The sequence below is a fragment of the Streptomyces sp. NPDC001401 genome, from assembly GCF_042895385.1.
Taxonomy (GTDB): domain Bacteria; phylum Actinomycetota; class Actinomycetes; order Streptomycetales; family Streptomycetaceae; genus Streptomyces.
In genome coordinates, this window is record NZ_JBIAWI010000010.1 from 12391 (window position 1) to 35823 (window position 23433).

Genomic DNA, 23433 nt, shown 5'->3' on the forward strand with positions numbered 1-23433 from the left:
GATCTGAATATGGGGGAAACATGAGCGTTTGGTTTGTCACCGGTGCATCGCGTGGGCTCGGCGCGGAGATCACCCGGGAGGCGCTGGACCGAGGGCACAGCGTGATCGCTACGGCGAGGGACGTGTCGGCGGTGCTCCAGGCGTACCCGGAAAAGCCGGACGGATTGCTGGCGGTGAACGCGGACGTGACCAAACCGGAGCAGTTGACGGCTGCGGTGAAGGCCGGCCTGGCGGAGTTCGGCCGGATCGACATCGTGGCCAACAACGCCGGTTACGGCCTCGTGGGCGCGATCGAGGAGACTTCCGACGAGGCTGCCCGGGATCTGTTCGACGTCAACGTGTTCGGCGTGCTCAACACATTGCGGGCGACCCTGCCGACGTTGCGTGCCCAGCGATCCGGACATGTCCTGAACATCGGGTCCGTGGCCGGCTTCGCCACTGTTCCGGCGGCGGGTTTGTACGGCGCGTCGAAATTCGCCCTCGAGGGCATCTCCGAGGCACTGCACGGCGAGCTGGCCCCGCTTGGCGTCCGCGTCACGATCATAGAGCCGGGCGGCTTTCGCACCGACTTCCTCAACAGCTCCAGCATCCAGGTCGAACCAGCCGCCATCGCCGACTACGTCGCCGGCGCGGGGCCGGTGCGCGAGGCACTGGCCAAGAACGACGGCCGCCAGCCAGGCGATCCGCTGAAGGGAGCCAAGGCCATCGTCGATGTCACCGAGGTCGCCGAGCCGCCGCTGCGCCTGCAGTTGGGCGCGGACGCGGTCGAGCGCGTCGAGGCGAAGCTGGATCTGGTACGGCGTGAACTCGACCAATGGCGCCACGTAGCACTCTCTACCGCCATCTGAGAAGTCATCCGCTTACGGGGCTGCCGCTTCGAACGCGGGTTCCTGATCGGGCGATCGCACCGGGGCCGACGCATGAAGACGGGACCTCCTGGTAGTTCGGCGATGCGGGTCACCTGAGTACCGGGAGGTCCCGTCCCGCCGCGGGACCGGCGACCTCGCCACCGCGCTCTGCAACGGCTCCGGGACTACAGAAGGCGGCTCGGCCAGCACCTCGGCCACCGTCGCCCGGGCATCCACCAGCCGCTGAAGCGCGCATTCCGCATCACCGAGCGCGGCCTGCACCCGCTCGGCCTCCTCCCGCAACCGTGCGACCTCCTCCCGGACGCTCTTCTCCCGAGCCTCCAGCAAACCAAGCACCGACAGCACCAGCCGCCTCCACGAGCGAGACAAGCGGACCAATCACGCCCATCTCTCCCGCCGCCGACCGGAGTTCATGCCCACCCGGCGGACAAGCCCCCGCCGGGTCAGGTGCTCCAGCGCGCCGAGGATCTCGTCCACAGACAGAGAGTCGCCCGCCAAGTGAGGAAGACCTGGGAGTCAGTTAGGTGAAGTAGACGGGAGCGCTGGAGCATCCACCTGGACCGGAACGCGGATGGGATGCTTGCGGGCCGCGCGCTCGAATTCCTTCGCGATCTCTCGCTGCACGTTCTCGATGGCCCGCTTGTTGATCTCGAACCCGGCCATGCGCGACCTCCTGCAGGCACGCCACCCCCGAATTGGACTAGACAACAAACAAACCCCAGGTCGCCGACCTGGGGTTTCATTATGGAGCGGGTGACGAGAATCGAACTCGCGCTCTCAGCTTGGGAAGCTGATGTTCTACCATTAAACTACACCCGCGTAAGACGCCGACCCGAGCCGGTGTCCGAACGCATCGTCACCTTACCTCATCCCCGGCCCCCGGCGCTGAAGCCGTGGGGCCGGCGTGCGTTTCGGGCGGTGATGAGGCTGCGTGGGGCCGGAGTTGGGGCGTACGGTGGAGGGGTGGGAGAGGGTCTGGGCGAGGTTGGAGTGCCGCCTGGAGAGCCGTTCCGTTGATCCCGTAATGTGGCATTTGTCGTCAGGCGAGCAGTAGCCAGACGCGGCTCTTGGGGAAGGGACTCTAGGACTTGATGGAGCGCACCGTCGTCCGTTGTGCCGATGGGCACGTGTTCAGCACCGCTTCGTTCCCGATGCAGCAGGCCGAGCGGCTCGGCCCCGGCCGGCTCGTCCGGTGTCCACGGTGTGCCCGGCTCCGCAGTGTGGTGCCGGTCAGCCTTGAGAAGCATTAGAAGCATCAGGAACACAGGCAGAGAACAGCAGGAGCGGGCGCGTGGGTCGGCGCGATTGTGGTCGGTCCGCGCGCCTTGCGTATCCTCGGGGCGTGCTTCTCTCTGACAAGGACATCCGGGCCGAGATCGACGCCGGGCGGGTGGTGATCGATCCCTACGACGAATCCATGGTGCAGCCGTCGAGTGTCGACGTGCGGTTGGACCGGTATTTCCGGGTGTTCGAGAACCACCGGTACCCGCACATCGATCCCTCCGTCGAGCAGGTGGATCTCACCCGGCTCGTGGAGCCGGAGGGCGACGAGCCGTTCATCCTGCATCCCGGGGAGTTCGTCCTCGCCAGTACGTACGAGGTCATCACGCTCCCCGACGATCTCGCCTCGCGGCTCGAGGGCAAGAGCTCCCTCGGCCGGCTCGGGCTCGTCACCCACTCCACTGCCGGGTTCATCGACCCCGGCTTCTCCGGGCATGTGACGCTCGAGCTCTCCAACCTCGCCACCCTGCCCATCAAGCTGTGGCCCGGCATGAAGATCGGGCAGCTGTGCATGTTCCGGCTGAGCTCGCCGGCCGAGCACCCGTACGGGAGCGAGCGCTACGGCTCCCGGTACCAGGGGCAGCGCGGGCCCACCGCCTCCCGGTCCTACCTCAACTTCCATCGGACCCAGGTGTGAGTGGAGTGAGCGGCGTGAGCGGTGTGCGGGAGAACCTGACGTACGAGGCGTTCGGGGGCGCCGTGCGCGAGCTCGCGCAGGCCATCGCCGACGACGGGTACGAGCCGGACGTCGTGCTCAGCATCGCGCGCGGCGGCGTGTTCGTCGCGGGTGGGCTTGCCTACGCCCTCGACTGCAAGAACATCCACCTGGTGAATGTGGAGTTCTATACAGGAGTGGGACAGACGCTTGAAATGCCCGTGATGTTGGCTCCTGTCCCGAATGCGATCGATTTCACCGACAAGAAGGTGCTGATCGCGGATGACGTCGCCGACACCGGGAAGACGCTGAAACTCGTGCACGACTTCTGCCTCGACCATGTGGCCGAGGTGCGTTCCGCGGTGATCTACGAGAAGTCGCAGTCGCTGGTGAAGTGCGAGTACGTGTGGAAGCGGACGGATGACTGGATCAACTTTCCGTGGAGTGTTTTGCCTGTAGTACGTAAGTCGGGCGAGCCGCTGACGCCCTCGAAGGAAGCGCTCTGAATCGGTGAGCCTTCGCGTAGCGGACTCGGCGAAGTCCACCGCTGATCCGGTTCGCAGCATGCCCGGACGGCTTGGCATAATGCGCGAATGGATCTAGGGGGAACAGCATCAATTGCCGCTGCTGCGGCTGTAGTTGGGGCAGGGCTGGGCGCCTTCGGGGCCGTACGTGCGGCCAAGAACACGGGGAACTCCCAGCGCCGCTCACAGCACGAGCAGTGGCGGCGGCAAACTCGCGCCGATGCCTACGCCCAGTTCGTAAACGCAACAGCGGAACTTGCGCCAGTGGTGTCCGCCCTCAACTCGATGGGGGACTCGGCACCGGCAGACCTGCCGGAGCGAGCCGCTGAGGCGCGCCGACTCATGTCAGCGCTCGCGAAGGCTGAGGACGCTGTGGCGCTGGCGGGACCTGGCATCGTCGCTGCGGAAGCCAGATCAGTAACACGGGGTTACGGGGCCATCCTGCGTAGCACTCTCGTGGTGCGAGGGCTGGAGCCAGCCAGGCAAGGCGACCCGCCCCCGTTCAGACCTGCCCATTGGCCGAGCTTGAGCCACTTCCGTGATCTGGCACGATCCGCCCTGGACGATCCAGATGGCGCCCTGGAACAGCATCCGTAGCAGCCGGCGCTATGCAGATGACTCGAAGTCCTCTGCCACTCCTTATCTCCTGACGGTTTCGAGGCTGGCAGGAGCGTCACGGATCAACGGGGGGCTTCGTCGGGTCCCCTTGGGCCGCGGGGAAGCGCATTTTTAGACCGTGTCCTATGTGGTGAGGCGGACGTTGAGTCGTACATGGGGCGGGGTACGTGGAGTTGGATTGTTCCGGACGGGCTGTGGGAGATCGCGAAGCCGCTGATCCCACCGTCGAAGGTGCGGCCACAGGGCGGTGGAACGCAGGACACGCCTGATGAGACGCTGTTCGCGGCGATCGTCTATGTGCTGGTCAGCGGTTGTGCCTGGCGGGCTCTGCCGCCGTGTTTCGGGATATCGAAGTCGACCGCGCACCGTCGGTTCCTGATCTGGTCGCGGGCCGGGGTGTGGGGCCGGCTGCATGAGGCGGTGCTGCACCGGCTCGATGACGCTGGCCTCATCGATGTCTCGCGCGTGGTCCTCGACTCCGCTCACGTGCGGGCTAAAAAGGGGGCGAACTCACAGGTCCGAGCCCGGTGGACCGGGGCAAGCCGGGTTCCAAGATGCACGTCCTGTCGGACGCGAACGGACTGCCCCTGGTCGTCGGCCTCTCGGCCGGCAACACCCACGACAGTGAAGGGCTGAAGCCCATGATCGAGGGTCACCAAACGAGACACGACCCCCGCCGCGGCCGCCACTTCAAGCCCCAGCGCCTCCACGCGGACAAAGCCTACGACCGCGCCGACCTGCGCAGATGGCTCCGATGGAAGCGCATCGGAGTACGCATCGCCCGCAAAGGCGTCGAATCCAGCGAACGATTAGGGCGCCGCCGCTGGGTCATCGAGCGGACGATGTCCTGGCTCTCTGGCTACCGGCGCCTGAGCCCTCGCTATGAACGCGATCCCCGCAACTACCTGGCCTTCCTCGGACTCGCAGCCGCTCTCTGCTGCTACAAGCGACTCGTCCGCCTCACCACATAGGACACGGTCTTAGGAGCGAGGTTGGGCGATCTCCGACCTGACCGGGGGATTCCCTACCTTGGTCCCGCCTGATGGAACTCACCCCTGCGAACCTCGGTTCCCCGTGAGTCCCCGTCTGTTCTGGCACGGGAGTGGCACGGCTCGCTGGCGGCGCTTGCGGCTGACATCGCCGATCTACGCCCCTGGAGAAACGGCTCCGGAGGCCCCTTCGGTCTCAGGGAAAGTAGCCGGTCAGGGCTCCATGGGCTCTTGCGTTGGCGGGGCGTGTCCATAGATGGTCCACGGCACGTGAACCGTGCTTCAGGGGGCAGGTAGCTGACGTGTGGCCAGTTGCCATCGTCTGTCACCACCGGTCTTCCTCGGACGGCCCAGCGACGACCCTGGAGGTTTCTCTATACAGCAAAGATCGTAGGCCCTAGTCAACGATCGTATTGAGGACGACAAACCCCAGATAGAGCGTCAGGAAGGTGAGGCAAATGTAAAAAAAGCGCGATTTGCCCTCATTTTTCCTGTCGAGTGCAATGAGGAACAGTAATAAGAGCACTACAAAGAGTATATCTGCCACTTTGCACCTTTTCCGTTTCCCGCTTCTGCTCAGTACAGCGAGGTCCGGGGTATCAGTGTTACAGAGTGTGGCCTCGCCGCTACGATCGCGTGAGGTCGGCGGAGTCTCAAAGACTCAGTCAAGCGCGCTGCCCGGGTCTTGGAGCACCAGTTTGGAAGATCGCGTCTGCAGATTCGGCCTGACCGGGCATAACGCAGACCTGCGTGTTTGCTGAGCGCTGCCCGGCGCTAGAGTCTCGCGGACTGGGGAGGTGAGCCATGGCCGCGCTTTTCTATTCCGCTGTCGTGGTCGGCGTCGCGTTGACAGCTTTCGCGGTCTTGCGGGAGCACGGAACGCGGCTTACGAAGGCGGCATCCTGGTTGTGTCTGGCAATCGCCGCGCTCCCCGGGCTGGCACTCGTCGGCATCGTTCTGCAAGTGATCTTCGGGTCGTGAGACGGTGCGGGGCTGGGTGAACTAGCCGCACCCGGGTTCTGCGAGGATGCCGCGGCTTGCCAGGCGGGGCACAGTCGGACTCTTCCTCCGCCCACCACTCTCCCCAGCTCCCATCCCGTACGCCGTCGACCCACACACCGTGGAGCGGACGTGGTTCCTGGCGTCCAGGTGGAGCGCGCCACTGTACGAACGACCTGGACGCCAGGGGCCGCGTCTGCTCGGCTCTGCCTGGGTCGATGGTGTGCGGGATGGGAGGCCCCCAGCCTCCGCCACGACGGACCGCAGTCGGCGACGGCGCCCCTCCATCCCGGTGCCGGCCGATCCCCCGCCGGAGGCACTGTTCTGACCGTGGCCGCGCTATGCGGTGATCGACTCATGGCCACCGGCCCTACCCACCAGTGGGCGCGCGTCGGCGCAGCGCGGGCGGAGCGGGCCGAAGGCAGGAGCGGCGCCCGCAGCGGAGCCGGGAGCGCGCCCGGCGGAGCGGAGCGCAGCCGGGGCTTGATGAGGTAGAGAAACCTGTAACAGCTTGCGTTGGACTACGCGTCGAAGTCGTACTCAAGGATGTAGGAGGCGGCATCGAGCGTCATTTCGTTGATCTCGACGGGGCGCCCTTCGTCTGCGAACGCGGTCCGGCAAATGAGGATCACGGGCGTACCTGCGGAGATGCCCAACTGTGCCGCCTCTTCCTTCGTGGGCATGCGTGAGCGGATCTCTTCGCGGAAGTGCACTGGCTTGTACCCGAGTTCGGCAAGACGGGCATAGATCCCGCCGGCCCCCGGATCTGCCTCCGTGATGGCTGAGCCTGCAACCATCGAGGTGGGGAGGTAACTCGTGGCGAGGAGGACGGGCTTCCCATCCAGGACATACCGCCTCCGTCGCACGCACACGGTTTCCTCGTCGGCCAGGTCCAGCACGCGATCAATGCCGTCCGGTGCCACCTCTTCCGACACCGCCACCTGATCTACCTCAAGCGTTCGGTTCTCGGTGTCAGCAGCCCAGATGGACTGGCCGCTACCCCACTGCTCCTGTGAGAGCCGCTGGATGCCTCGGCGCCTCAGAGGGCGAAAGGATCGCACGAACACGCCGGCGCCCTTGCGGGACTCGGCAATGCCCTCGTCCTTGAGGACGCTCAGAGCCTGACGCGCTGTCATGCGGGCCACGCCATGGGCGGCCATCAGGTCGTTCTCTCCCGGAAGCCGATCACCGGGACCGTATTCGCCCGACTGGATCGCCTCGCGCAGAGAGTCCGCGATCCGCTGGTACTTCGGCCGACGGTCGTCGTCGGTGGTGGTCATTCGGGAGCCCTCCCCTCTTCTCTAGACAGCCTAGGCCATAGGTACGGCGCCCGCCCTGTCGTGTAGCCCCAATCTCGGCCCCTCAACATCTCTAGACAGATTCTCTTGACGTCTCTAGAGACGTGTGGCCTACTGGAGATGTCTAGAGAGGTCGCGACCAGGTGGCCTCCGAGAGCTGAGGGATGTGCTTATGCCGTCGTTCAAGATCGACACTTCGACTGCTGTGGTGTTCGTGGCGACCGCGCCGGAACCGAAGATGGTCAACAAGAAGACCGGTGAGCGGGCCGTGGATCGTGAGACCAACGCGAGCCTGTCGACCGTGGGGCTGCTTGTCTCGGACGAGGGGGAGGGGAACCTCTACCAGGTGACCGTGCCGGAGACCGGTCTCCCTGAGGGGCTCGTGCCGGGCATCCCGGTCAAGGTCATCGGCCTGAAGGCGCGTGACTGGGAGAACGAGTTCAACGGCCAGAAGCGCCACGGCATCTCGTTCCGCGCCGTCGCGATCACCCCGGCGGCCTGATCATGGCCGACCTGACGACGTGGCTTGAGGCCACGGGAGCCATAGCGGGCGCCGGCGGTGTCGGCTACGCGAAGTACCGTGCTCCGCGCGCGTACTGGTCGCTGGTCGGTCTGCCGAGCACGTGGGCCCGGTTCAGCTTCTCCTACCGCTCGACGATGGACGTGTGCGGGCTGACGGTGCAGCCGTCCGGCCTGCGGGCGTTCATGACCCGCAACGTCGCCCGCCGCGAGGTGCAGCCGGTCGCGCCGAAGATCCGCCGGATGCGGGGCACCATGACCGGACTGCGGGTCACGCTGCGGCTTCCGGCCGGCCTGGAACCGGCGGACGTGATCGCCTCCACGGAGCGGCTGCGGCACGCCTGGGGTGTGCACGCCGTGCGCGTGAAGGTGACCAAGCCGGGGTTCGTGGAACTGCGGATGACCGGTTACGACGTGCTGCGCCGGGTGCGGATGCCGCGCAAGGCACAGCCGCACGACCTGGTGGTGCCGGTCGCGCTGCGCGATGACGGGACCGCGTTCGAGCGGGACTACCGCCAGGTCCCCATGGCCCTGACGCTGGGCGCGAACAACTCCGGCAAGTCCACCTTCCAGCGCAACCTGATCAAGGGGCTGGCGCAACTGCCGGTGGCCCTGGTCGGGATGGACTGCAAGCGCGGGGTGGAACAGTCCGCGTACGCGCCGCGCCTGTCGGCCCTGGCGACCAACCCGGACGATGCCGCCTCGCTGGCCGACGTCCTGGTCTCGGAAATGGAAGACCGCTTCGACCTGCTGCAACTCCATGGTGTCTCGGACATCTGGGAACTGCCGGAGGATCTGCGGCCGGCGCCGATCGTGGTGCTGGTCGACGAGATCGCCGAACTGTTCCTGATCTCCCGCAAGGAGGACGAGGACCGCCGCACCAGGATCGTCACCGCGTTGATCCGGCTGGCGCAGATGGCTCGTGCGGTCGGCATCTACCTGGAGATCTGTGGGCAGCGCTTCGGCTCCGACCTGGGCAAGGGCGCCACCATGCTCCGTGCTCAGCTGACCGGACGGGTGGTGCACCGGGTCAACGACAAGGAAACCGCCGAGATGGGGCTGAAGGACGTGGCCCCGACCGCGGTGCCGTCTGCGTGCGTGATCCCCGCGAACCGCCCTGGCCTGGCCGTGGCCACCGATGCGGCCGGCGGCTGGTGCCGGATCCGCACCCCCGAGATCTCCCGTGAGGAAGTCGCCGCTGTCTGCCGGGACTTCGACCACTTGGTGCCGGATCTGCCGTTCCTCGAACCGTTCCGGCCCGCCGTCTCCGCACCGTCCGCCCATGCTCCGTCACTGGTCAAGTAGGGAGACCCCGGTATGGATCAGCACCGCGCCGAACGGGATGAGTTCGGCTTCACCCCGCAGGAGCGAGACGACAACTTCCGACTCGGCTACCTCTACGACACCCTGAAAAACGATCTCCACTTCGGCCTGGTCGTGGACGACTTCACCAGGGTCGTGGCCGGCGCCCTGGAGGCCGAGTGCTGCGCCCTCGGCGACGGCCAGTACCCGCCTGCGGGTCACGGCTACCCGCGCCTGGACGAGGACGTCTGATCGCCATGGCCGCGCCCAAGACCAGCGCGCCCGCCGAACCGGCGAAGTGCCCAACCTGCAAGGGCACCGGAGAGGTCTCCCGCACCGTCCACGTCGGACGCAAGCGCCGCGCCGTCGGCCGCCAGGCGGGCATCTGCCTGACCTGCCTCGGCTCCGGTGAAAAGCCCCAGGACTGAACATCCACCGCACACACGAGAGGAGCCCGTGATGGGCCTGTTCGGAACGTCGCCGCGTACCGCTGAATCGTCCATGGTCACGCCCAAGGGCGAGTGCCCGCAGTGCTGGAGGCACGCCCACGACCCCGAGGTGCACAGGGGCCAGCGCGGGGACTGCCCGCAGTGCGTGGACCACATGCTCAACGGCCACCCCGGCATCGACCGCCACTGACCGCGCCGGGGCCCGGCGGCCGGAGATCGATCCCCGCCCCGCCCCCGGCTCAACGCCCGAAGGAGGTGCAACCCATGAACCGCACCATCCGCGCGGATGCCGTCTTGATTCAGGCCGTCATCGCCGGCGCCCTGTCCTTCGCCCACCTGCACGACCTTGCCGCCGCTGCCGGACAGTCCGGCTGGAAGGCCTGGGCCTACCCCGTCTCGGTCGATCTGCTGCTGGTCGCCGCCTGGCGCCGGCTACGGACGGCTCGCCGGGACCGCTCCGCGTGGACCTGGTTCGTCATTGCGCTGTGTGCCTCGCTCGGCGCCAACATCGCCACCGCCGGGCTCCTCGACCTGCACGACGTGCCCGCCTGGCTGTGCATCCTCGTCGCCGGCTGGCCCGCACTGGCCTTCCTCGGCGGCACCCTGCTGGTCCACGCACCGGCCGAACCGACCGCTCCCGTACAGCCTGTGGACGAACCGGCCGCGCCGGAAGTCGAGATGCACCGCGCCGACGAAGCCGACCCGGCCCCGGTGCCGGAGCTGACCCCGGCTACGCCCGAACCACCCCCGGTCGACGCACCGGCCGTTCCGGTCGCGCTGCTGGACCACGCCCGGAAGATCGCCGACGCCCACCGCGTCGCCACCGGCACTCCGATGCCCGCGGACGCCCTGTCGGCCCGCCTCCAACTGCCTGCCCCGATGGCCCAAGCAATCGCCGCACACCTTCAACTCGCCTGACAAGAAAGGAAGTTCGCCCGTGACTGCCTACCGCCGCTTCCGTGATCGGCGCCGTATCGGCCCCGTCGAGGTCGCCACCTACAACGACGGCCGTGGCCGCGAGAAGCACGCCGCCGCCTGCACCGCCCCCGGCTGCGGCTTCTCGGCCGACTACACCGACCGAGCTGGTGCGGAACTCGCCGCCAACACCCACCGCTGCAAGGCCTAGAAGGAGATCTTGTCATGGGCATTCCGCTTTGGCTCGCCGTGATCGTCGTGGGATGGCTCGGCGTCAAGCTCACCCGCCCGCCGGTCTGGCTCGTGGTCCTGCTCCTGCTCGGCGGCTACCTCATCGCCCAAAGCTTCCTCGGCCCCGTCGTCGGCTCGGTCGTCAAGTAGCCCGCACCGGAAGGGACATCACCCGTGTTCACCCCGAAGTACCCGCCCCAGGACACCGCCCCGCCGGCCACCGTCGAACAGGCCCCGGCCTCTCAGTCCCTGGCTCCCGTCACGTCGGCGCCCGCTCCGGTCGCCCGGACCTCGAACCGGCCGACACTCCAGATCACCCCCGGCACTGCGCTCGTCCTCGTCGGTGGCGGCACCGCCGTGGTCCTCGTCGTCGGCGCGGTCCTGGTCTCCATGCTCCTCGCGGTCGCCATCACCGGCATGTCCGTGGCCGTGACCGCCGTCGTTCTCCGCTCGCTCGTCAACCAGGAAAGGAAGCACTGACATGGGCCTCTTCCGTAACCCCGTCAAGGCAGACCGAGAGCTGACTCAGAAGATGCTCGACGACATCGGCGTGGACCTGATCGCAGGCAAGAGCGACGACTTCACCCACGTCGTCACCGGCTCGCTGCTCGCCACGGCCAACGCCCAGGGCCTGGCGGACGACTGCGGCGACCCCGACGCCTACCCGCCCGCCGGCCACGGCTACTCCCGCCGCCGCTAAACGGCCCCCGGAGCGGCCTCGGTCGCCAAACTTCCGCCGCTCCGGGCGCCTGCACCTCTTCCAGATCCAACGGACCCGAAAGGGAAGCCCCATCATGCCCCAGCACGCCCCGAACACGTCCGTCTGCCGCGACTGCGACGGCTTCGCCGCCGCCGCCATCGACACCGGCACCCGCGACGACGACGGCTCCCGCGTCACCCTCCGCGTCGACTGCCCGGCCTGCCAGGGCACCGGCCACACCGCCCGCGCCGCTCACCTCGCCCGGATCGGGAGGTGACGACCGTGGAGAACTTCACCACTACGGCCCACATCGAGCCGGACACCCGCTTCCGCGTCACGCCCTTCGCCGACGGCAAGGACCCCTTCGTCAGCCTCCGGATCGGGGGCGCCGTCGTCGAGATCGCGTTCATCGCCCGTCTCGGCACCTCCCAGGCCCTGCGCAACCTGGCCACCGCAGCGACCGAAGCCGCCGGCGCACTCGACGCCATGGCCACCGACACGGCGGAGGTGACCGACCGTGGCTGACCTGACCCCGACCCCGGAGCGTCCGGGCCTGCACGTCAGCAAGCCGTCCCCGTCCGCCCCCGCCACCGCATCGGCCGTCTGCCACTGCGGCGCCAGCGCCACCGGCAAGGGCGACGACCAGGTCAAGGCGCTGGTCGAGGGCTACACCGCCAACCACGGCCCCGCCCACAACCGGAGGTGACCCTGTGACCGACACCGCCACCATGGCGGGCCTCGATGCGGCCACCCTCGCCGATGTGCTGAGGGTGGCCGGCTCGGCCGACTTCGACCGCTGGCAAGACCAGATCAAGCGAACCGGCGGCTGCTCCGACCCGATCCGCCTCATCGGCGCCACCAAGACGATCGACCCGGCGACCAAGACCGTGTTGCACGCGTACTCCACGGACACCGAGCCGGGCGGCATGCTCCGCATCGCGTGCGGCAACCGCCGCGCCTCCCGCTGCCCGGCCTGCGCCTGGACCTACGCCGGAGACACCTACCACCTCATCCGCGCCGGCCTCGTCGGCGACCCCGACAAGGGCACCCCGCACACCATCCGCGACCACCCCCGCGTCTTCGCCACCCTCACCGCGCCCTCGTTCGGCCCGGTCCACAACCGCCCCGGCACACGGCCCTGCCGCTGCGGTGTCCGGCACCCCGAGGACGCGCCGGAACTCGGCACCCCGCTCGACCCCGAGGCGTATGACTACGCGGGCGCCGTGCTGTGGAACAACCACGCCTCCGACCTGTGGCGCTACTTCACGATCTACCTGCGCCGCGAGATCGCCAAGCGGGCGGGTGTCACGCAGAAGTACGCCCGGGAACACTCCCGGGTCTCCTTCGGCAAGGTCGCCGAATACCAGAAGCGCGGCGGCATCCACTTCCATGCCGTGATCCGCTTCGACGGCCCCGGCGGGCCCGACGATCCTCCGCCGGCCTGGGCCACCCTCGAGCTCCTCACCGACGCGATCCGCGCCGCCGCCAAACGCGTCACGGTCGACGTTCCCCCGGCGGGGGACCAGCCCGCCCGCGTCCTGCGCTGGGGCAGGCAACTCGACGTCCGGCAGATCCGCGCCTTCGGTAACGGCGAAGACATCACCGAACAGGCCGTTGCCTCCTACGTCGCCAAGTACGCCACCAAGGCGGCCGAGACCACCGGCACCGTGGACCGCCGGATCGGCAACAAAGAGGCCCTGGTCCTGCTCGACGTGCCCGACCACCCCGCCCGGCTAATCGCGGCGTGCCTCGACCTGCACCCGCTCTACCCGGACCGCAAGCTGCGGGACTGGGCACACATGCTCGGCTTCCGCGGCCACTTCTCCACCAAGTCCCGCCGATACTCCACCACCCTCGGCGCCCTGCGCCAGGTCCGCGCCGACTACCGCGCCGCCCAACAACGCGAAGCCCTCGGCCTGCCCGACCCCGACGAGAACCCGGAGGTAACCACGCTCACCCTCGCCCACTGGACCTACGCCGGCCACGGCCACACCCCCGGCGAATCCTGGCTCGCCGCCACCATCCGCCGCGACATCGAACTTAACCGCGAAACCGCACGTGAAGCGCTCGCTGACTGGAACGGAGGTGACCTCGATGACTCGCAAGACTGAGCAGAAGTCTCGAAAGGCCGTGATGACGAAAGAGGAGTGGATCGCGAAGCACCTCCGCCAGGCCCCGGCGAGGGATGAACAGTGGGTGCAGCGTCTCCTCGTCCTGCAAGGCAGGGCATAGCTGTGGTGCCCAAAGTCGCGATCTATACGCGAATCTCTCGGGATGACGAGGGCGAGGGCCTCGGGGTCGCACGTCAACGCGTGGACTGCGAACGCTTGACGGATCTTCGCGGCTGGGCCGTGGCCAAGGCTTATGAGGACAACGACGTGTCCGCTTACAAGCGGAATGTTCGCCGGCCCGAGTTCGAGCTGATGCTGAGCGACTTGGCGGACGGGCTGGTTGATGGGGTGGTCGCTTACGACCTTGATCGGCTCGCCCGTCAGCCGAAAGACCTTGAACGCCTCATCGACCTGTACGACGGCCGAAAGCGGCTGGTGTTCGCCACGGTCACGAACGACGTGAACTTGGGCACGGCTGATGGCCGGACCATGGCGCGTGTGATGGTGGCGTTCGCCAACAAGTCCTCGCACGACGCATCGCGCCGCATTCAGCGCAAGCACCTTGAGCTGGCGCGACAGGGGAAGTCCAGCGGTGGTCCGGCTCCCTACGGGTGGTTGAAGGGTGGACGCAAGGTCGATCCCGTTGCCGCAGAGCACATCCGCGTTGCTCAGCAAGAGGTGCTTGCCGGCGTACGGATCGGGACCATCCGTACGGACTGGCAGCGGCGAGGGATCGGCCATGCCCGTGAGGGGACGACTCGGCTCCCTCACCACCTCGTCGAACACATGTTGACCAATCCGCGCCTGTGCGGATACCGCGCCTACCGAGGTGAGATCGTCCTCGACGACGACGGGCAACCGGTCATCGGCGATTGGGAGACGATCAACACCGTTGAAGAGTGGGAAGCGGTGTGCGCCGTGGTTGCAGAGCGCAAGCGCAACTACCCCGGTCGATCTCTCGCTCGGAAGTATCTGCTTTCCGGCATCGCTCGCTGTGGCCTCTGCCACGCCAAGATTCGAGGCCAGGTCAACAGGCGTCGCAAGGCGAACTCGACAAGCCCCAGGTTCAGTTATCAGTGCTCCGTCGTGAATGGCGGCTGCGGTGGGGTGGGGCGCGCCGGGGAAGCCGTCGATGAGTTCGTCATCAGCCTCGTCCTTGCCGAGCAGCGTGCAAGGGCCGCGAGCACCACAGTGGAAGAAGCCGAACCGTGGCCCAACGCCTCCCAGCTGGCTGATGTCGAGGCGGACATCGCTGCCCTGACCCGGGCCGCTAAGGCTAAAGAGATCACCGTGTCGACCCTGCTCCAGCTCCTGCCGGACTTGGAGCGGCGGCGTGATGAGTTGAAGGTGGAACGGGGGCGTTTCAGCAAGAAGCGGCAGCAGGCAGCGCCTTTGAGTGTGGATACAGTCGAAGACTTCCTGCTGCTTCCACTTGAGCGCCAGCAAGCGTTGATCTTGCATAGCCTCTCGGCAGTCTTGATCCATCCCGCTGGGAGGGGGAGACGCAAGTTCGATCCCAACTTGATCGAGCCGGTATGGCGCTGACCTGATTCACGCACCACTCACCACGGACGCGAGGCTGTGCATCTGCCGGCCTCGCGTGCTTGCGTTTGGGCTCGCAGACGTCGGGTGGCGGCCCACAAGGTCAGCCCGAAGCCGGCAGCCCAGATTTGATCAGTTTCGATCAGGGCGGTACGTCGCTGACCTGCGGATATGAGGAGCCGGTGACTACCCTCATTCAGTCAAGTCAGCCTGGAGTGTGTTGCCTCCAGTACGGAAGTTGGGCGAGCCGATCACGCCGTCCAAAGAAGCGCTCTGACCTGCGTGCAGGAGGCCTCGGTGATCACCGGGGCCTCCTGTATTTGACCTTCTGATCCGTAGCTCTACGAGATCGGTCAACGGAGTTCATACAGGCAGTCGTTCGGCTCCTGAGGGTTGCTGTGGCTGCCGTATTTCTCTGCTGTACAGCGAGATTTCCCTATCAGGATCGGGCGTTGACCTCGTCTGCGAGAATGCGCCCATGAGTGACGCCTCTGGGCCGCAGACCTTCGCTTCGCCGCTCAAGTCCGTCGACCTGCGCACCATCGCGCCTGAACGTGAGGCCTTGGCCGGGTGGCTCGACTACCATCGCGCCGAGTTGCTGAGGAAGCTCGATGGGTTGACCGAGGAACAGGCTGCCAGGCGTGTCGTTCCTTCCCGCACCACCCTGCACGGGTTGGTGCGACACCTCACTAAGGTCGAGTTTGTTTGGTTTATTAGTGTCATCAAGCAGAGCGAGGAACCCGCGCCCTTCGGTTGGCCGAAGCGCAGGGACGGTGACTTCCTGTTGGACGACGGCGCGACACTGGCTGAGGACGTCGCGCGCTACCTGGCCGCCTGCGAGCGCAGCCGCGAGATCTTCGCCGGGGTTTCACTGGATGATGTTTGCGCGCACCACCGATTTGGGGATCTCGACGTGCGTTGCATCATGATGCACATGATCAGGGAATACGCCCAACACAACGGCCACGCGGACGTCATCCGCGAGCTGATCGACGGCAGTATGCAGAGCTGAGTCCCCTCACACCTTCGGGCCTGGCCATTAACGCCGTCCGGACCGCCAAACAACTTACGGAGCGGCTTTGGGTCTTGCACAGTCTGTCGGCCGTACTGATCCACCCCGCTGGCAAGGGGCCGCGGAAGTTCGATCCGAGCCTGATCGAGCCCGTCTGGCGCTGACCTCGCCGTTGTGACTGTAGGAAGGCCCGGCCTCGTGCCGGGCTCCTCTGCACAAGGTCACATCCCTCCGACCTGCGGTGTCTCACCTTCGGTGATGTTCCTCATGCGGTCAATGACCCTTGGTCCGTCCAACCGCCCGTGATCAACCGGACCGGGCAGGTTCTCGACGCCTGAGTGGCACTGGGACGGTGCAAAAAGGGGCTCCCGGTGGTGTGCCGGGAGCCCTTTGTGTCGTACTGGGGTCGTACTAGAACGTGCCCAGCTTCACGATCGACAGCAGGGCGATCAGCTGGATCGCCGAGGCGCCCAGGGCCTTTGGCCAGGGGAGGTCGTGGGAGCGGCTGACCATCATTGTCAGCAATGCGCCTGCCGCTACCCAGGTTGCCCAGCCCAGGGCCTGGACGAAGGTTGCGTTGCCGCCGAAGAACATGGCGAAGACCAGGCGGGGCGCGTCCGTCAGGGACATGATCAGCATGGAGAGGCCGACCGTGGGCTGCCAGGCGCCGTCGCCGCCGAGCTGGCGGGCCAGGGTGTGGGTGACCACGCCCAGGATGAAGGACGAGAGGACCAGCGCTACGGCCGTCGTCAGGACGATCGGTACCGCGTTCGCCAGGGTGGCGTTGATCGCGTCCGAGCGTGCGCCGTCGAAGCCGAAGACCGCGAGGAGGCCGTAGAGGAACGTCACGATGAGGGCCGGGCCCCACATCGTGTAGTCGCGCATCTGGAGGAAGGTCTGGGTGGGGGACAGGATGATGCCCCTCAGCAGGTCCTTCCAGTGGAGGCGGGGGCCCACCGGGGCCGCCGGGGTCGAGCCCGCGCGGTAGGTGCCGCCCTGGTTGTACGGGTCCTCGCCCACCGTGAACGCCTGGGTGTGGCCCGGGTTGTTGGCCGCGTACGGGTCCGGGTTGCCCTGCGGTGCGTAGGCGCCGCCGTCGCCGAAGTACTCCGGCTCGCCGTACCCACCGCCGTTGCCCTGCGGCCACTGGCCGCCGCCGTTCCCGTAGCGCTGCTGCCCGGGGTGGGGCTGCGGCGCCGGGGGTTGGCCGTACGACGGGCCCTGCTGTCCGTACGGGGGTTGTTGCGGTCGCGTTTGCGGAGCGCCGCTGTTCCGGGCGCCGCGTCCGATCCTGAATCCAGCCACGCCTTCGAACGTACCTGTTCCCGGAGAGTGAGGTGCCGGGCCCGGCGGTTCGGGCCCGGCTTTGCTGCCGAGCTGTGACATCCCTTAAGGGGACGGTAAGGGGACCCCTAGGGAGAAGGAGGAGCCGGGCCCGAGGGTGAGGGCCCGGCTCCCGTACAGGGTGGGTCAGTCGGCGAAGTTGGCGCCGAAGGACGGCGTTCCCGTCGTCGAGACGCCCGAGGTGCTCGGCGAGATCGCGCGGGAGCCGGTCGTGGTGATCACGCTGCCGTCGGAGGGCAGGTAGGTGACCGCGCCGTTGCCGTCGTTCTCGTACGAGCCCACGACCAGGTCGGCCTTGCCGTCGCCGGTGACGTCGTCGAGCTTGACGTCGGCGCCGAACATGTCGTCGTTCTCGTCGTTGCCGGGCACGCCCGGGGCGCTCTGGGCGAAGCCCTGGGCGCCGGAGGTGGTGTTCAGGCCGCTCGACGTGCCGTAGAGGACGGTGACCGCGCCGGTGTTGACGGCGCTGCCGATGTTCTCGCCGGCGACGCCGATCGCGAGGTCGAGGAAGCCGTCGCCGTTGATGTCGCCGAGGTCGAGCTCGTAGCCGAACCAGTCCTTGCCCTCGGCGGTTCCCGGGACGTTGCCGGTGTCCTGGGTGATGCCGGTGGAGTCGGTGGTGAGGGGGCCGCCGTCGGAGCCGTAGGTGATCCAGACCTTGCCGCCCTTGCCGGAGTCCGGGATGGCGGTGCCGTCGCTGGTGGTGGTGTCCCACTGGGCGCCGGTGACGATGTCCCCGTAGCCGTCGCCGTTGATGTCGCCGATCGCGGTGATCACGCCCGGCTTGAGGACCTGGGCGGAGGCGACGCTCAGGCCGCTCGCGGTGCCGGGGATGTAGTAGTTGCGGTTCCAGCCGTAGTCGGTGGAGGTCTCGAAGCCGTCGACGACCAGGTCGGTGCGCTTGTCGCCGTTGACGTCTCCGGCGGTGAGGTTGAGCGGGCCGTTCGCGTCGCCGCCGCTCTGGATGGCGGGCTTGACGGTGTAGCGGCCGCCGGCGGTGCCGGAGGAGTTGAAGCCGCCCTTGAAGACGTAGATCGTGGAGGCCGAGCTGCCGACGGCCAGATCGGCCTTGCCGTCGCCGTCGAAGTCGCCGGCGGCGAGGTTCTTGCCCCAGTAGTCGTGCGCGGTGGGGGCCGGGTCGGCGACGGTGACGCCCTTGCCGGTGATGCCGGAGGCCGAGCCCCACAGGATGGCGAGGCCGCCGCCGTCGACGTCGCTGCCGACGTCCTCGCCGGGGGAGCCGACCGCGAGGTCGTCGTAGCCGTCGCCGTTGAAGTCGGCGTACGCGGTGTCCGAGGCGAAGGCGTCACCGGTCTCGGCGGTGCCGGGGCTGCCTGCGGTGTTCTGGCTGATCGTGGAGCGCTTGGCGGAGGAGACGCCGGTGGCGGTGCCGTAGAGGACGACCAGCTGGCCGGCGTTCTTGTGGCCGCCGACGTAGGCGCCGGAGGCGGAGAAGGCCACGTCGCCGATCCCGTCGCCGTTGAAGTCGGCCTTCGGGACGTGTGTGGAGTCCGCGGCCGTGGCGTTCACGGCCGAGAACGTGAGCAGACCGCCCGTCAGAGCGACGGCGGCGGCCGTCGCGAGGGCGAGTCGCAGAGGCTTGTGCATGCGGGTTTCTCCTGCGGCATGCGGGGGATGCCTGGCGGGCATCCACAGTCGATGGGGTGCGCGTCCACCCGTGTTTGCCGGGAGTTGTCCTCGGGTTCACGGGCGGTCGGCGATCAGGAGACCTGCGGTGGGGCGTAAGGGTTGTACGTGAGACCGGTAAATTCCTGAGGTTGTTGCGGCGTCAGTCGGCCAGGAACTCCGAGGTGGAGAAGGTCACCGTCGGCTCCTTGGCCACCAGCCGCTTCTTCACGCCCCGATAGACGGCGACGGTGTCCTTCGTCTCGCCCCGGTACGTCCGCACCGCGAGGTCGGCCCGCCCGTCCCCGTCGAAGTCGCCGGCCGCGAGAACCATGGTCGTGCCCTGCGCCGGAGGCTCGACGGTCACCATGCCCGCCGTGGACAGACCTGTCGTACGGCCCCGGAACACCTTCAGCCCCGAGCCGCTGGAGACGAGTTCGACCAGGCCGTCGCCGTCGAAGTCGGCGGCGTCGAGCATGGTGCCGGGGGAGGCGAGAGTGGCCCGGGTGGGGGTCGGGAGGTCGTAGCGCAGGGACGTTCCGTCGAGCGTGCCGACCGCCGCGTCGAGGGCCTTGCCCCGGCCGAAGCGGCCGAGGACGACGTCGATGCCCTCCGGGAGGGCGACCGTGGTGCGGGTCGGGCCGTCCGGGCCGCCGAGGACGATCGACACCTTGCTGCTGCCCTCTGCCGTACGGACAACGAGGTCGTCGTAGCCGTCGTGGTTCACGTCGGCCGCCGGGCCGGTGGGGAGCTCGCCGGTGGAGGGGATGGGGGCGGTGGCCGCGTGCGGCGTGCCTTTACGGCTGAACGGGCCGCGCAGATAAGTGAGTTGACCGCCGGATGCGTGCAGGACCAGGTCCGGGGCGCCGTCGCCGTCGAAGTCGCCGCACACCGGCTGGTCGGGCCAGTCGTTGCCGAGGCGGGCGCGGGCCGGGACGGTGAGGCGGGCGGCGTGGGTGAGGCCGGTGGGCGAGCCGAAGAGGAGCTGGAGGGGGACGGGGGGTTGTCCCTGGCCGTCGTAGGGCGGGTCGGTCGACACCACCAGGTCGGTGAAGCCGTCCTGGTCCAGGTCGCAGGTCGCCTCCGCGTCGAAGACAGCGGGGAGTTGGCCCTTGGTGCGGGCCGCGTACCGGGCGGGGGTGAGCAACTGCCGTGCCCCCGGGGCGAGTCCGTGTGCGCCGCCGTAGACGATGCCGATGCCGGCGTCGTCGGCGTGGCTCTGCGCCTTGACCAGGTCGTCCAGGACGAGGTCCCGGTGGCCGTCGCCGTTGAAGTCGTCGGGGCTCTTGCTGCCCTTGCCGTGCGGGATCGGCAGCTTGGCCGGGGCGTCCGCGATCTGTACGGGGGTGTGCTCGGCGGCGCCCGCGTCGGCGCCGGGGCCGCAGGCGGCGAGGAGAAGGAGACAGCCGCTCACCGATGCCGCAGCCGCGGCCCCGCCTCTTCGTACGCGCACCGTCCACCTCGTCAGCACCGTCGACAACGCCTCGGTAATGATGCACACGTTCGGGGTGGGGCGACAGTCGCTCGGAGCGGGGCGGGGTTCAAGATGGGGCCATGAGCGTAGTCAAGATCAATGTGCTGACCGTGCCCGCCGAGCAGCGGGAGGTTCTCGAGAAGCGGTTCGCGTCGCGGGCCCATGCCGTGGAGGGCTCCGACGGGTTCGAGTGGTTCGAGCTGCTGCGGCCGGTCGAGGGGACGGACACCTATCTCGTGTACACGCGGTGGCGCGACGAGAAGTCCTTCCAGGCATGGCTGGAGGGGCCGATGAGGTCCGCCCATCAGGGCGGCGGCGAGGGCGGGGAGCGGCCGAAGCCGGCGGCCAGTGGCTCCACCCTGTGGTCCTTCGAGGTGGTGCAGCAGGCGGGGCCGAAGGGCGCGTAGAGCGGCCGGGAAACGCCGACGCCCCCACGTCCACGGAGGACATGGGGGCGTCGATACAGCCGTAGAGCTACGGACTACTTCACCGGCTCCGGCTCCGGTGCGGTCTCCGTCTCCTCCTCGCCGGCCGGGTCGACCGGGGTCTTGACGGACTCGAGGAGCAGCTGGGCGACGTCCACCACCTGGATGGACTCCTTGGCCTTGCCTTCGTTCTTCTTGCCGTTCACGGAGTCCGTGAGCATGACGAGGCAGAACGGGCAGGCCGTGGAGACGATGTCGGGGTTCAGCGACAGCGCCTCGTCAACACGCTCGTTGTTGATGCGCTTGCCGATGCGCTCCTCCATCCACATGCGCGCACCACCGGCGCCGCAGCAGAAGCCGCGCTCCTTGTGGCGGTGCATCTCCTCGTTGCGGAGGCCCGGGACGTTGGCGATGATCTCGCGCGGCGGCGTGTAGATCTTGTTGTGGCGGCCCAGGTAGCAGGGGTCGTGGTAGGTGATGATGCCCTCGACCGGGGTGACCGGGACCAGCTTGCCCTCGTCGACCAGGTGCTGCAGCAGCTGGGTGTGGTGGATGACCTCGTAGTCGCCGCCGAGCTGCGGGTACTCGTTGCCGATGGTGTTCAGGCAGTGCGGGCAGGTGGCGACGATCTTCTTCGCCGACTTCGGCTTGGCGGACTCCGGGACGACCTTGCCGTCGTCGTCCAGCTCCTCGCCGAACGCCATGTTCAGCGCCATGACGTTCTCCATGCCGAGCTCCTGGAAGAGGGGCTCGTTGCCCAGACGGCGGGCGGAGTCACCGGTGCACTTCTCGTCGCCGCCCATGATCGCGAACTTGACGCCCGCGATGTGCAGCAGCTCGGCAAAGGCCTTCGTGGTCTTCTTGGCGCGGTCCTCCAGGGCGCCCGCGCAGCCGACCCAGTACAGGTACTCGACCTCGGTGAGGTCCTCGATGTCCTGGCCGACGACCGGGACCTCGAACTCGACCTCCTTGAGCCACTCCAGGCGCTGCTTCTTGGCCAGGCCCCAGGGGTTGCCCTTCTTCTCCAGGTTCTTGAGCATCGTGCCCGCCTCGGACGGGAACGCGGACTCGATCATCACCTGGTAGCGGCGCATGTCGACGATGTGGTCGATGTGCTCGATGTCCACCGGGCACTGCTCGACGCAGGCGCCGCAGGTGGTGCAGGACCACAGGACGTCCGGGTCGATGACGCCGTTCTCTTCCGCGGTGCCGATCAGCGGGCGCTCGGCCTCGGCGAGAGCCGCGGCCGGGACGTCCTTGAGCTGCTCCTCGGAGGCCTTCTCCTCGCCCTCCATGGTCTTGCCGCCACCGGCCAGCAGGTACGGGGCCTTGGCGTGGGCGTGGTCCCTCAGGGACATGATCAGGAGCTTGGGAGAGAGGGGCTTGCCCGTGTTCCAGGCCGGGCACTGCGACTGGCAGCGGCCGCACTCGGTGCAGGTGGAGAAGTCCAGCAGGCCCTTCCAGGAGAACTGCTCGACCTGGGAGACGCCGAAGACGTCGTCGTCGCCCGGGTCGGTGAAGTCGATCGGCTTGCCGCCCGACGTCATCGGCTGCAGGGCGCCCAGGGCCGTACCGCCGTCGGCGTTGCGCTTGAACCAGATGTTCGGGAAGGCCAGGAAGCGGTGCCAGGCCACACCCATGTTGGTGTTCAGCGAGACCACGATCATCCAGATGAACGAGGTGCTGATCTTGATCATCGCGACCAGGTAGATCAGGTTCTGCAGCGCGGTCACGCCCAGGCCCTTGAAGGCCAGGACCAGCGGGTACGAGGCGAAGTACGACGCCTCGTAGCCCTCGACGTGGTGGATCGCGCCCTCCAGGCCGCGCAGCACGTAGATCGCGAGGCCGATGGTCAGGATGACGTACTCGACGAAGTACGCCTGACCCGACTTCGAGCCCGCGAAGCGGGACTTGCGGCCGGGGCGCGAGGGCAGGTTCGACAGGCGGATCGCGATGAGTACGACGATGCCGAGCACCGTCATCACGCCGATGAACTCGGTGTACATCTCCAGCGGCAGCCAGTTGCCGACGATCGGCAGCGTCCAGTCGGCCTGGAAGATCTGGCCGAAGGCCTGCGCCAGGGTCGGCGGCAGCGTCAGGAAGCCGATGGCCACGAACCAGTGGGCGAAGCCGACGATGCCCCAGCGGTTCATCCGCGTGTGGCCGAGGAACTCCCGTGCCAGCGTCACGCTGCGCGAATAGGGGTTGTCGGTCCGGCTGCCGGCGGGCACGGGCTGGCCCAGCTTGAAGTACCGGACGAACTGACCGATGGCGCGTGCGAGCAGCGCAACGCCGACCACGGTCAGCACCAGCGACACGATGATCGCGGCGAGTTGCATTTGGGGGCTCCTCGGGCCTGCGAGGGAGATTACTAAGCGGTAACTTATGCAGTCCGTCTGAGACTACCCTCATCTTTCTTCGCACTGTAGCCAGGAGTGCAGTGATCTGGATCGCTGAGGGTTGCCTTAAGGGTCGACGGCGAAGGCCGACGGCAAAGGCCGACGACGGCTTGGGGTGATCCGATCGTGTTATTCATGCCAAATTGGTACA

Annotated in this window: 28 protein-coding genes and 1 tRNA gene; 22 read left to right on the forward strand and 7 right to left on the reverse strand. The window is 67.6% G+C overall.

What is annotated here, in order from left to right:
* Nucleotides 1–20: 20 nt before the first annotated feature.
* Nucleotides 21–848 (forward strand): oxidoreductase, encoded by an 828-nt coding sequence (locus ACFY10_RS29670; protein WP_275778269.1) that lies wholly within the window; start codon nucleotides 21–23, stop codon nucleotides 846–848.
* Between the two features lie 537 nt (nucleotides 849–1385).
* On the opposite strand, the gene ACFY10_RS29675 is transcribed toward ACFY10_RS29670, so the two are convergent.
* Together ACFY10_RS29675 and ACFY10_RS29680 are read right to left on the reverse strand one after the other, a co-directional pair.
* Nucleotides 1386–1532: a hypothetical protein gene (locus tag ACFY10_RS29675; RefSeq protein WP_275778267.1), complete on the reverse strand. Its 147-nt coding sequence runs from the start codon at nucleotides 1530–1532 to the stop codon at nucleotides 1386–1388.
* Nucleotides 1533–1614: 82 nt separating this feature from the next.
* Nucleotides 1615–1688 (reverse strand) — tRNA-Gly (locus ACFY10_RS29680).
* A 523-nt stretch (nucleotides 1689–2211) separates the two neighbouring features.
* Here ACFY10_RS29680 and dcd point away from each other — a divergent pair.
* From dcd to ACFY10_RS29700, 4 genes are all read left to right on the forward strand, one after another.
* Nucleotides 2212–2787: a dCTP deaminase gene (dcd, locus tag ACFY10_RS29685; RefSeq protein ID WP_390668270.1), complete on the forward strand. Its 576-nt coding sequence runs from the start codon at nucleotides 2212–2214 to the stop codon at nucleotides 2785–2787.
* A 14-nt stretch (nucleotides 2788–2801) separates the two neighbouring features.
* Nucleotides 2802–3311: a phosphoribosyltransferase gene (locus ACFY10_RS29690; RefSeq protein WP_390668646.1), complete on the forward strand. Its 510-nt coding sequence runs from the start codon at nucleotides 2802–2804 to the stop codon at nucleotides 3309–3311.
* A 789-nt stretch (nucleotides 3312–4100) separates the two neighbouring features.
* Nucleotides 4101–4918 (forward strand): IS5 family transposase gene (locus ACFY10_RS29695; protein WP_390668271.1). Its coding sequence is split into 2 segments (ribosomal slippage): nucleotides 4101–4443 and nucleotides 4443–4918, totalling 819 coding nucleotides; the frame shifts between segments, so codons are not numbered across the junction.
* 822 nt (nucleotides 4919–5740) lie between these two features.
* Complete coding sequence (locus ACFY10_RS29700; RefSeq protein WP_266582281.1) at nucleotides 5741–5917, forward strand: hypothetical protein; 177 nt, start codon at nucleotides 5741–5743, stop codon at nucleotides 5915–5917.
* Nucleotides 5918–6456: 539 nt separating this feature from the next.
* On the opposite strand, the gene ACFY10_RS29705 is transcribed toward ACFY10_RS29700, so the two are convergent.
* Nucleotides 6457–7215 carry a GntR family transcriptional regulator gene (locus tag ACFY10_RS29705; protein WP_390668272.1) on the reverse strand — a complete coding sequence of 253 codons (759 nt, stop codon included), beginning with the start codon at nucleotides 7213–7215 and terminating at the stop codon, nucleotides 6457–6459.
* A gap of 190 nt (nucleotides 7216–7405) precedes the next feature.
* Here ACFY10_RS29705 and ACFY10_RS29710 point away from each other — a divergent pair, with 190 nt between their 5' ends.
* From ACFY10_RS29710 to ACFY10_RS29785, 16 genes are all read left to right on the forward strand, one after another.
* Nucleotides 7406–7735, forward strand: coding sequence for a hypothetical protein (locus tag ACFY10_RS29710; protein WP_390668273.1), 330 nt, complete (start codon nucleotides 7406–7408; stop codon nucleotides 7733–7735).
* A 2-nt stretch (nucleotides 7736–7737) separates the two neighbouring features.
* A complete protein-coding gene (locus tag ACFY10_RS29715; protein WP_390668274.1) occupies nucleotides 7738–9057 on the forward strand; it encodes an FtsK/SpoIIIE domain-containing protein in 1320 nt (439 codons plus the stop codon).
* 12 nt (nucleotides 9058–9069) lie between these two features.
* The gene (locus tag ACFY10_RS29720) at nucleotides 9070–9306 is read left to right on the forward strand and encodes a hypothetical protein (protein WP_390668275.1); all 237 of its coding nucleotides are present in this window, start codon (nucleotides 9070–9072) and stop codon (nucleotides 9304–9306) included.
* 5 nt (nucleotides 9307–9311) lie between these two features.
* A complete protein-coding gene (locus tag ACFY10_RS29725; protein ID WP_390668276.1) occupies nucleotides 9312–9482 on the forward strand; it encodes a hypothetical protein in 171 nt (56 codons plus the stop codon).
* A 31-nt stretch (nucleotides 9483–9513) separates the two neighbouring features.
* Entirely contained in the window at nucleotides 9514–9693 is a 180-nt protein-coding gene (locus ACFY10_RS29730; protein WP_390668277.1) for a pRL2-8, read from the forward strand.
* Nucleotides 9694–9767: 74 nt separating this feature from the next.
* Entirely contained in the window at nucleotides 9768–10421 is a 654-nt protein-coding gene (locus tag ACFY10_RS29735) for a DUF2637 domain-containing protein (protein ID WP_390668278.1), read from the forward strand.
* Between the two features lie 19 nt (nucleotides 10422–10440).
* Nucleotides 10441–10629: a mobile element transfer protein gene (locus tag ACFY10_RS29740; RefSeq protein ID WP_390668279.1), complete on the forward strand. Its 189-nt coding sequence runs from the start codon at nucleotides 10441–10443 to the stop codon at nucleotides 10627–10629.
* Between the two features lie 14 nt (nucleotides 10630–10643).
* Nucleotides 10644–10799 (forward strand): hypothetical protein, encoded by a 156-nt coding sequence (locus ACFY10_RS29745; RefSeq protein ID WP_390668280.1) that lies wholly within the window; start codon nucleotides 10644–10646, stop codon nucleotides 10797–10799.
* Nucleotides 10800–10823: 24 nt separating this feature from the next.
* Nucleotides 10824–11129: a SpdD protein gene (locus ACFY10_RS29750; protein WP_390668281.1), complete on the forward strand. Its 306-nt coding sequence runs from the start codon at nucleotides 10824–10826 to the stop codon at nucleotides 11127–11129.
* A gap of 1 nt (nucleotide 11130) precedes the next feature.
* On the forward strand, nucleotides 11131–11349 hold the full coding sequence (locus ACFY10_RS29755; RefSeq protein ID WP_390668282.1) for a hypothetical protein: 219 nt from the start codon (nucleotides 11131–11133) through the stop codon (nucleotides 11347–11349).
* Nucleotides 11350–11443: 94 nt separating this feature from the next.
* Complete coding sequence (locus tag ACFY10_RS29760) at nucleotides 11444–11626, forward strand: hypothetical protein (RefSeq protein WP_390668283.1); 183 nt, start codon at nucleotides 11444–11446, stop codon at nucleotides 11624–11626.
* A 5-nt stretch (nucleotides 11627–11631) separates the two neighbouring features.
* Nucleotides 11632–11874: a hypothetical protein gene (locus ACFY10_RS29765; RefSeq protein ID WP_390668284.1), complete on the forward strand. Its 243-nt coding sequence runs from the start codon at nucleotides 11632–11634 to the stop codon at nucleotides 11872–11874.
* Nucleotides 11867–12055, forward strand: a complete 189-nt coding sequence (locus ACFY10_RS29770) for a hypothetical protein (RefSeq protein ID WP_390668285.1) — start codon at nucleotides 11867–11869, stop codon at nucleotides 12053–12055. The genes ACFY10_RS29765 and ACFY10_RS29770 overlap by 8 nt, the downstream gene beginning before the upstream one ends.
* A 4-nt stretch (nucleotides 12056–12059) precedes the next feature.
* Nucleotides 12060–13460, forward strand: a complete 1401-nt coding sequence (repSA, locus tag ACFY10_RS29775) for a replication initiator protein RepSA (RefSeq protein ID WP_390668286.1) — start codon at nucleotides 12060–12062, stop codon at nucleotides 13458–13460.
* Between the two features lie 126 nt (nucleotides 13461–13586).
* Nucleotides 13587–15005, forward strand: a complete 1419-nt coding sequence (locus ACFY10_RS29780) for a recombinase family protein (RefSeq protein ID WP_390668287.1) — start codon at nucleotides 13587–13589, stop codon at nucleotides 15003–15005.
* A gap of 475 nt (nucleotides 15006–15480) precedes the next feature.
* The gene (locus ACFY10_RS29785; RefSeq protein WP_390668288.1) at nucleotides 15481–16014 is read left to right on the forward strand and encodes a DinB family protein; all 534 of its coding nucleotides are present in this window, start codon (nucleotides 15481–15483) and stop codon (nucleotides 16012–16014) included.
* Between the two features lie 411 nt (nucleotides 16015–16425).
* Here ACFY10_RS29785 and ACFY10_RS29790 read toward each other — a convergent pair whose 3' ends face one another.
* The 3 genes from ACFY10_RS29790 to ACFY10_RS29800 form a co-directional block, all read right to left on the reverse strand.
* Nucleotides 16426–17400, reverse strand: coding sequence for a YIP1 family protein (locus tag ACFY10_RS29790; protein WP_390668289.1), 975 nt, complete (start codon nucleotides 17398–17400; stop codon nucleotides 16426–16428).
* A gap of 84 nt (nucleotides 17401–17484) precedes the next feature.
* Nucleotides 17485–18966 (reverse strand): FG-GAP-like repeat-containing protein, encoded by a 1482-nt coding sequence (locus ACFY10_RS29795; protein ID WP_390668290.1) that lies wholly within the window; start codon nucleotides 18964–18966, stop codon nucleotides 17485–17487.
* Nucleotides 18967–19147: 181 nt separating this feature from the next.
* Nucleotides 19148–20437, reverse strand: a complete 1290-nt coding sequence (locus tag ACFY10_RS29800) for an FG-GAP repeat domain-containing protein (protein ID WP_390668291.1) — start codon at nucleotides 20435–20437, stop codon at nucleotides 19148–19150.
* Nucleotides 20438–20538: 101 nt separating this feature from the next.
* On the opposite strand from ACFY10_RS29800, the gene ACFY10_RS29805 reads away from it, so the two are divergent.
* Complete coding sequence (locus tag ACFY10_RS29805) at nucleotides 20539–20865, forward strand: antibiotic biosynthesis monooxygenase family protein (RefSeq protein WP_390668292.1); 327 nt, start codon at nucleotides 20539–20541, stop codon at nucleotides 20863–20865.
* A gap of 74 nt (nucleotides 20866–20939) precedes the next feature.
* Here ACFY10_RS29805 and ACFY10_RS29810 read toward each other — a convergent pair whose 3' ends face one another.
* On the reverse strand, nucleotides 20940–23222 hold the full coding sequence (locus ACFY10_RS29810; protein ID WP_390668293.1) for a (Fe-S)-binding protein: 2283 nt from the start codon (nucleotides 23220–23222) through the stop codon (nucleotides 20940–20942).
* Between the last annotated feature and the right edge of the window lie 211 nt (nucleotides 23223–23433).

Excerpts from the sequence above, each read along its gene's own strand:
- ACFY10_RS29705 (WP_390668272.1), bottom strand. The coding sequence starts at position 7,215 with ATGACCACCACCGACGACGACCGTCGGCCGAAGTACCAGCGGATCGCG.
- ACFY10_RS29795 (WP_390668290.1), bottom strand. The coding sequence starts at position 18,966 with ATGCACAAGCCTCTGCGACTCGCCCTCGCGACGGCCGCCGCCGTCGCT.
- ACFY10_RS29790 (WP_390668289.1), bottom strand. The coding sequence starts at position 17,400 with ATGTCACAGCTCGGCAGCAAAGCCGGGCCCGAACCGCCGGGCCCGGCA.
- ACFY10_RS29725 (WP_390668276.1), top strand. The coding sequence starts at position 9,312 with ATGGCCGCGCCCAAGACCAGCGCGCCCGCCGAACCGGCGAAGTGCCCA.
- ACFY10_RS29710 (WP_390668273.1), top strand. The coding sequence starts at position 7,406 with ATGCCGTCGTTCAAGATCGACACTTCGACTGCTGTGGTGTTCGTGGCG.
- ACFY10_RS29720 (WP_390668275.1), top strand. The coding sequence starts at position 9,070 with ATGGATCAGCACCGCGCCGAACGGGATGAGTTCGGCTTCACCCCGCAG.
- ACFY10_RS29730 (WP_390668277.1), top strand. The coding sequence starts at position 9,514 with ATGGGCCTGTTCGGAACGTCGCCGCGTACCGCTGAATCGTCCATGGTC.
- ACFY10_RS29755 (WP_390668282.1), top strand. The coding sequence starts at position 11,131 with ATGGGCCTCTTCCGTAACCCCGTCAAGGCAGACCGAGAGCTGACTCAG.
- ACFY10_RS29745 (WP_390668280.1), top strand. The coding sequence starts at position 10,644 with ATGGGCATTCCGCTTTGGCTCGCCGTGATCGTCGTGGGATGGCTCGGC.
- ACFY10_RS29805 (WP_390668292.1), top strand. The coding sequence starts at position 20,539 with ATGAGCGTAGTCAAGATCAATGTGCTGACCGTGCCCGCCGAGCAGCGG.
- ACFY10_RS29700 (WP_266582281.1), top strand. The coding sequence starts at position 5,741 with ATGGCCGCGCTTTTCTATTCCGCTGTCGTGGTCGGCGTCGCGTTGACA.
- ACFY10_RS29675 (WP_275778267.1), bottom strand. The coding sequence starts at position 1,532 with ATGGCCGGGTTCGAGATCAACAAGCGGGCCATCGAGAACGTGCAGCGA.
- ACFY10_RS29785 (WP_390668288.1), top strand. The coding sequence starts at position 15,481 with ATGAGTGACGCCTCTGGGCCGCAGACCTTCGCTTCGCCGCTCAAGTCC.
- ACFY10_RS29670 (WP_275778269.1), top strand. The coding sequence starts at position 21 with ATGAGCGTTTGGTTTGTCACCGGTGCATCGCGTGGGCTCGGCGCGGAG.
- ACFY10_RS29715 (WP_390668274.1), top strand. The coding sequence starts at position 7,738 with ATGGCCGACCTGACGACGTGGCTTGAGGCCACGGGAGCCATAGCGGGC.
- ACFY10_RS29735 (WP_390668278.1), top strand. The coding sequence starts at position 9,768 with ATGAACCGCACCATCCGCGCGGATGCCGTCTTGATTCAGGCCGTCATC.
- ACFY10_RS29810 (WP_390668293.1), bottom strand. The coding sequence starts at position 23,222 with ATGCAACTCGCCGCGATCATCGTGTCGCTGGTGCTGACCGTGGTCGGC.
- ACFY10_RS29760 (WP_390668283.1), top strand. The coding sequence starts at position 11,444 with ATGCCCCAGCACGCCCCGAACACGTCCGTCTGCCGCGACTGCGACGGC.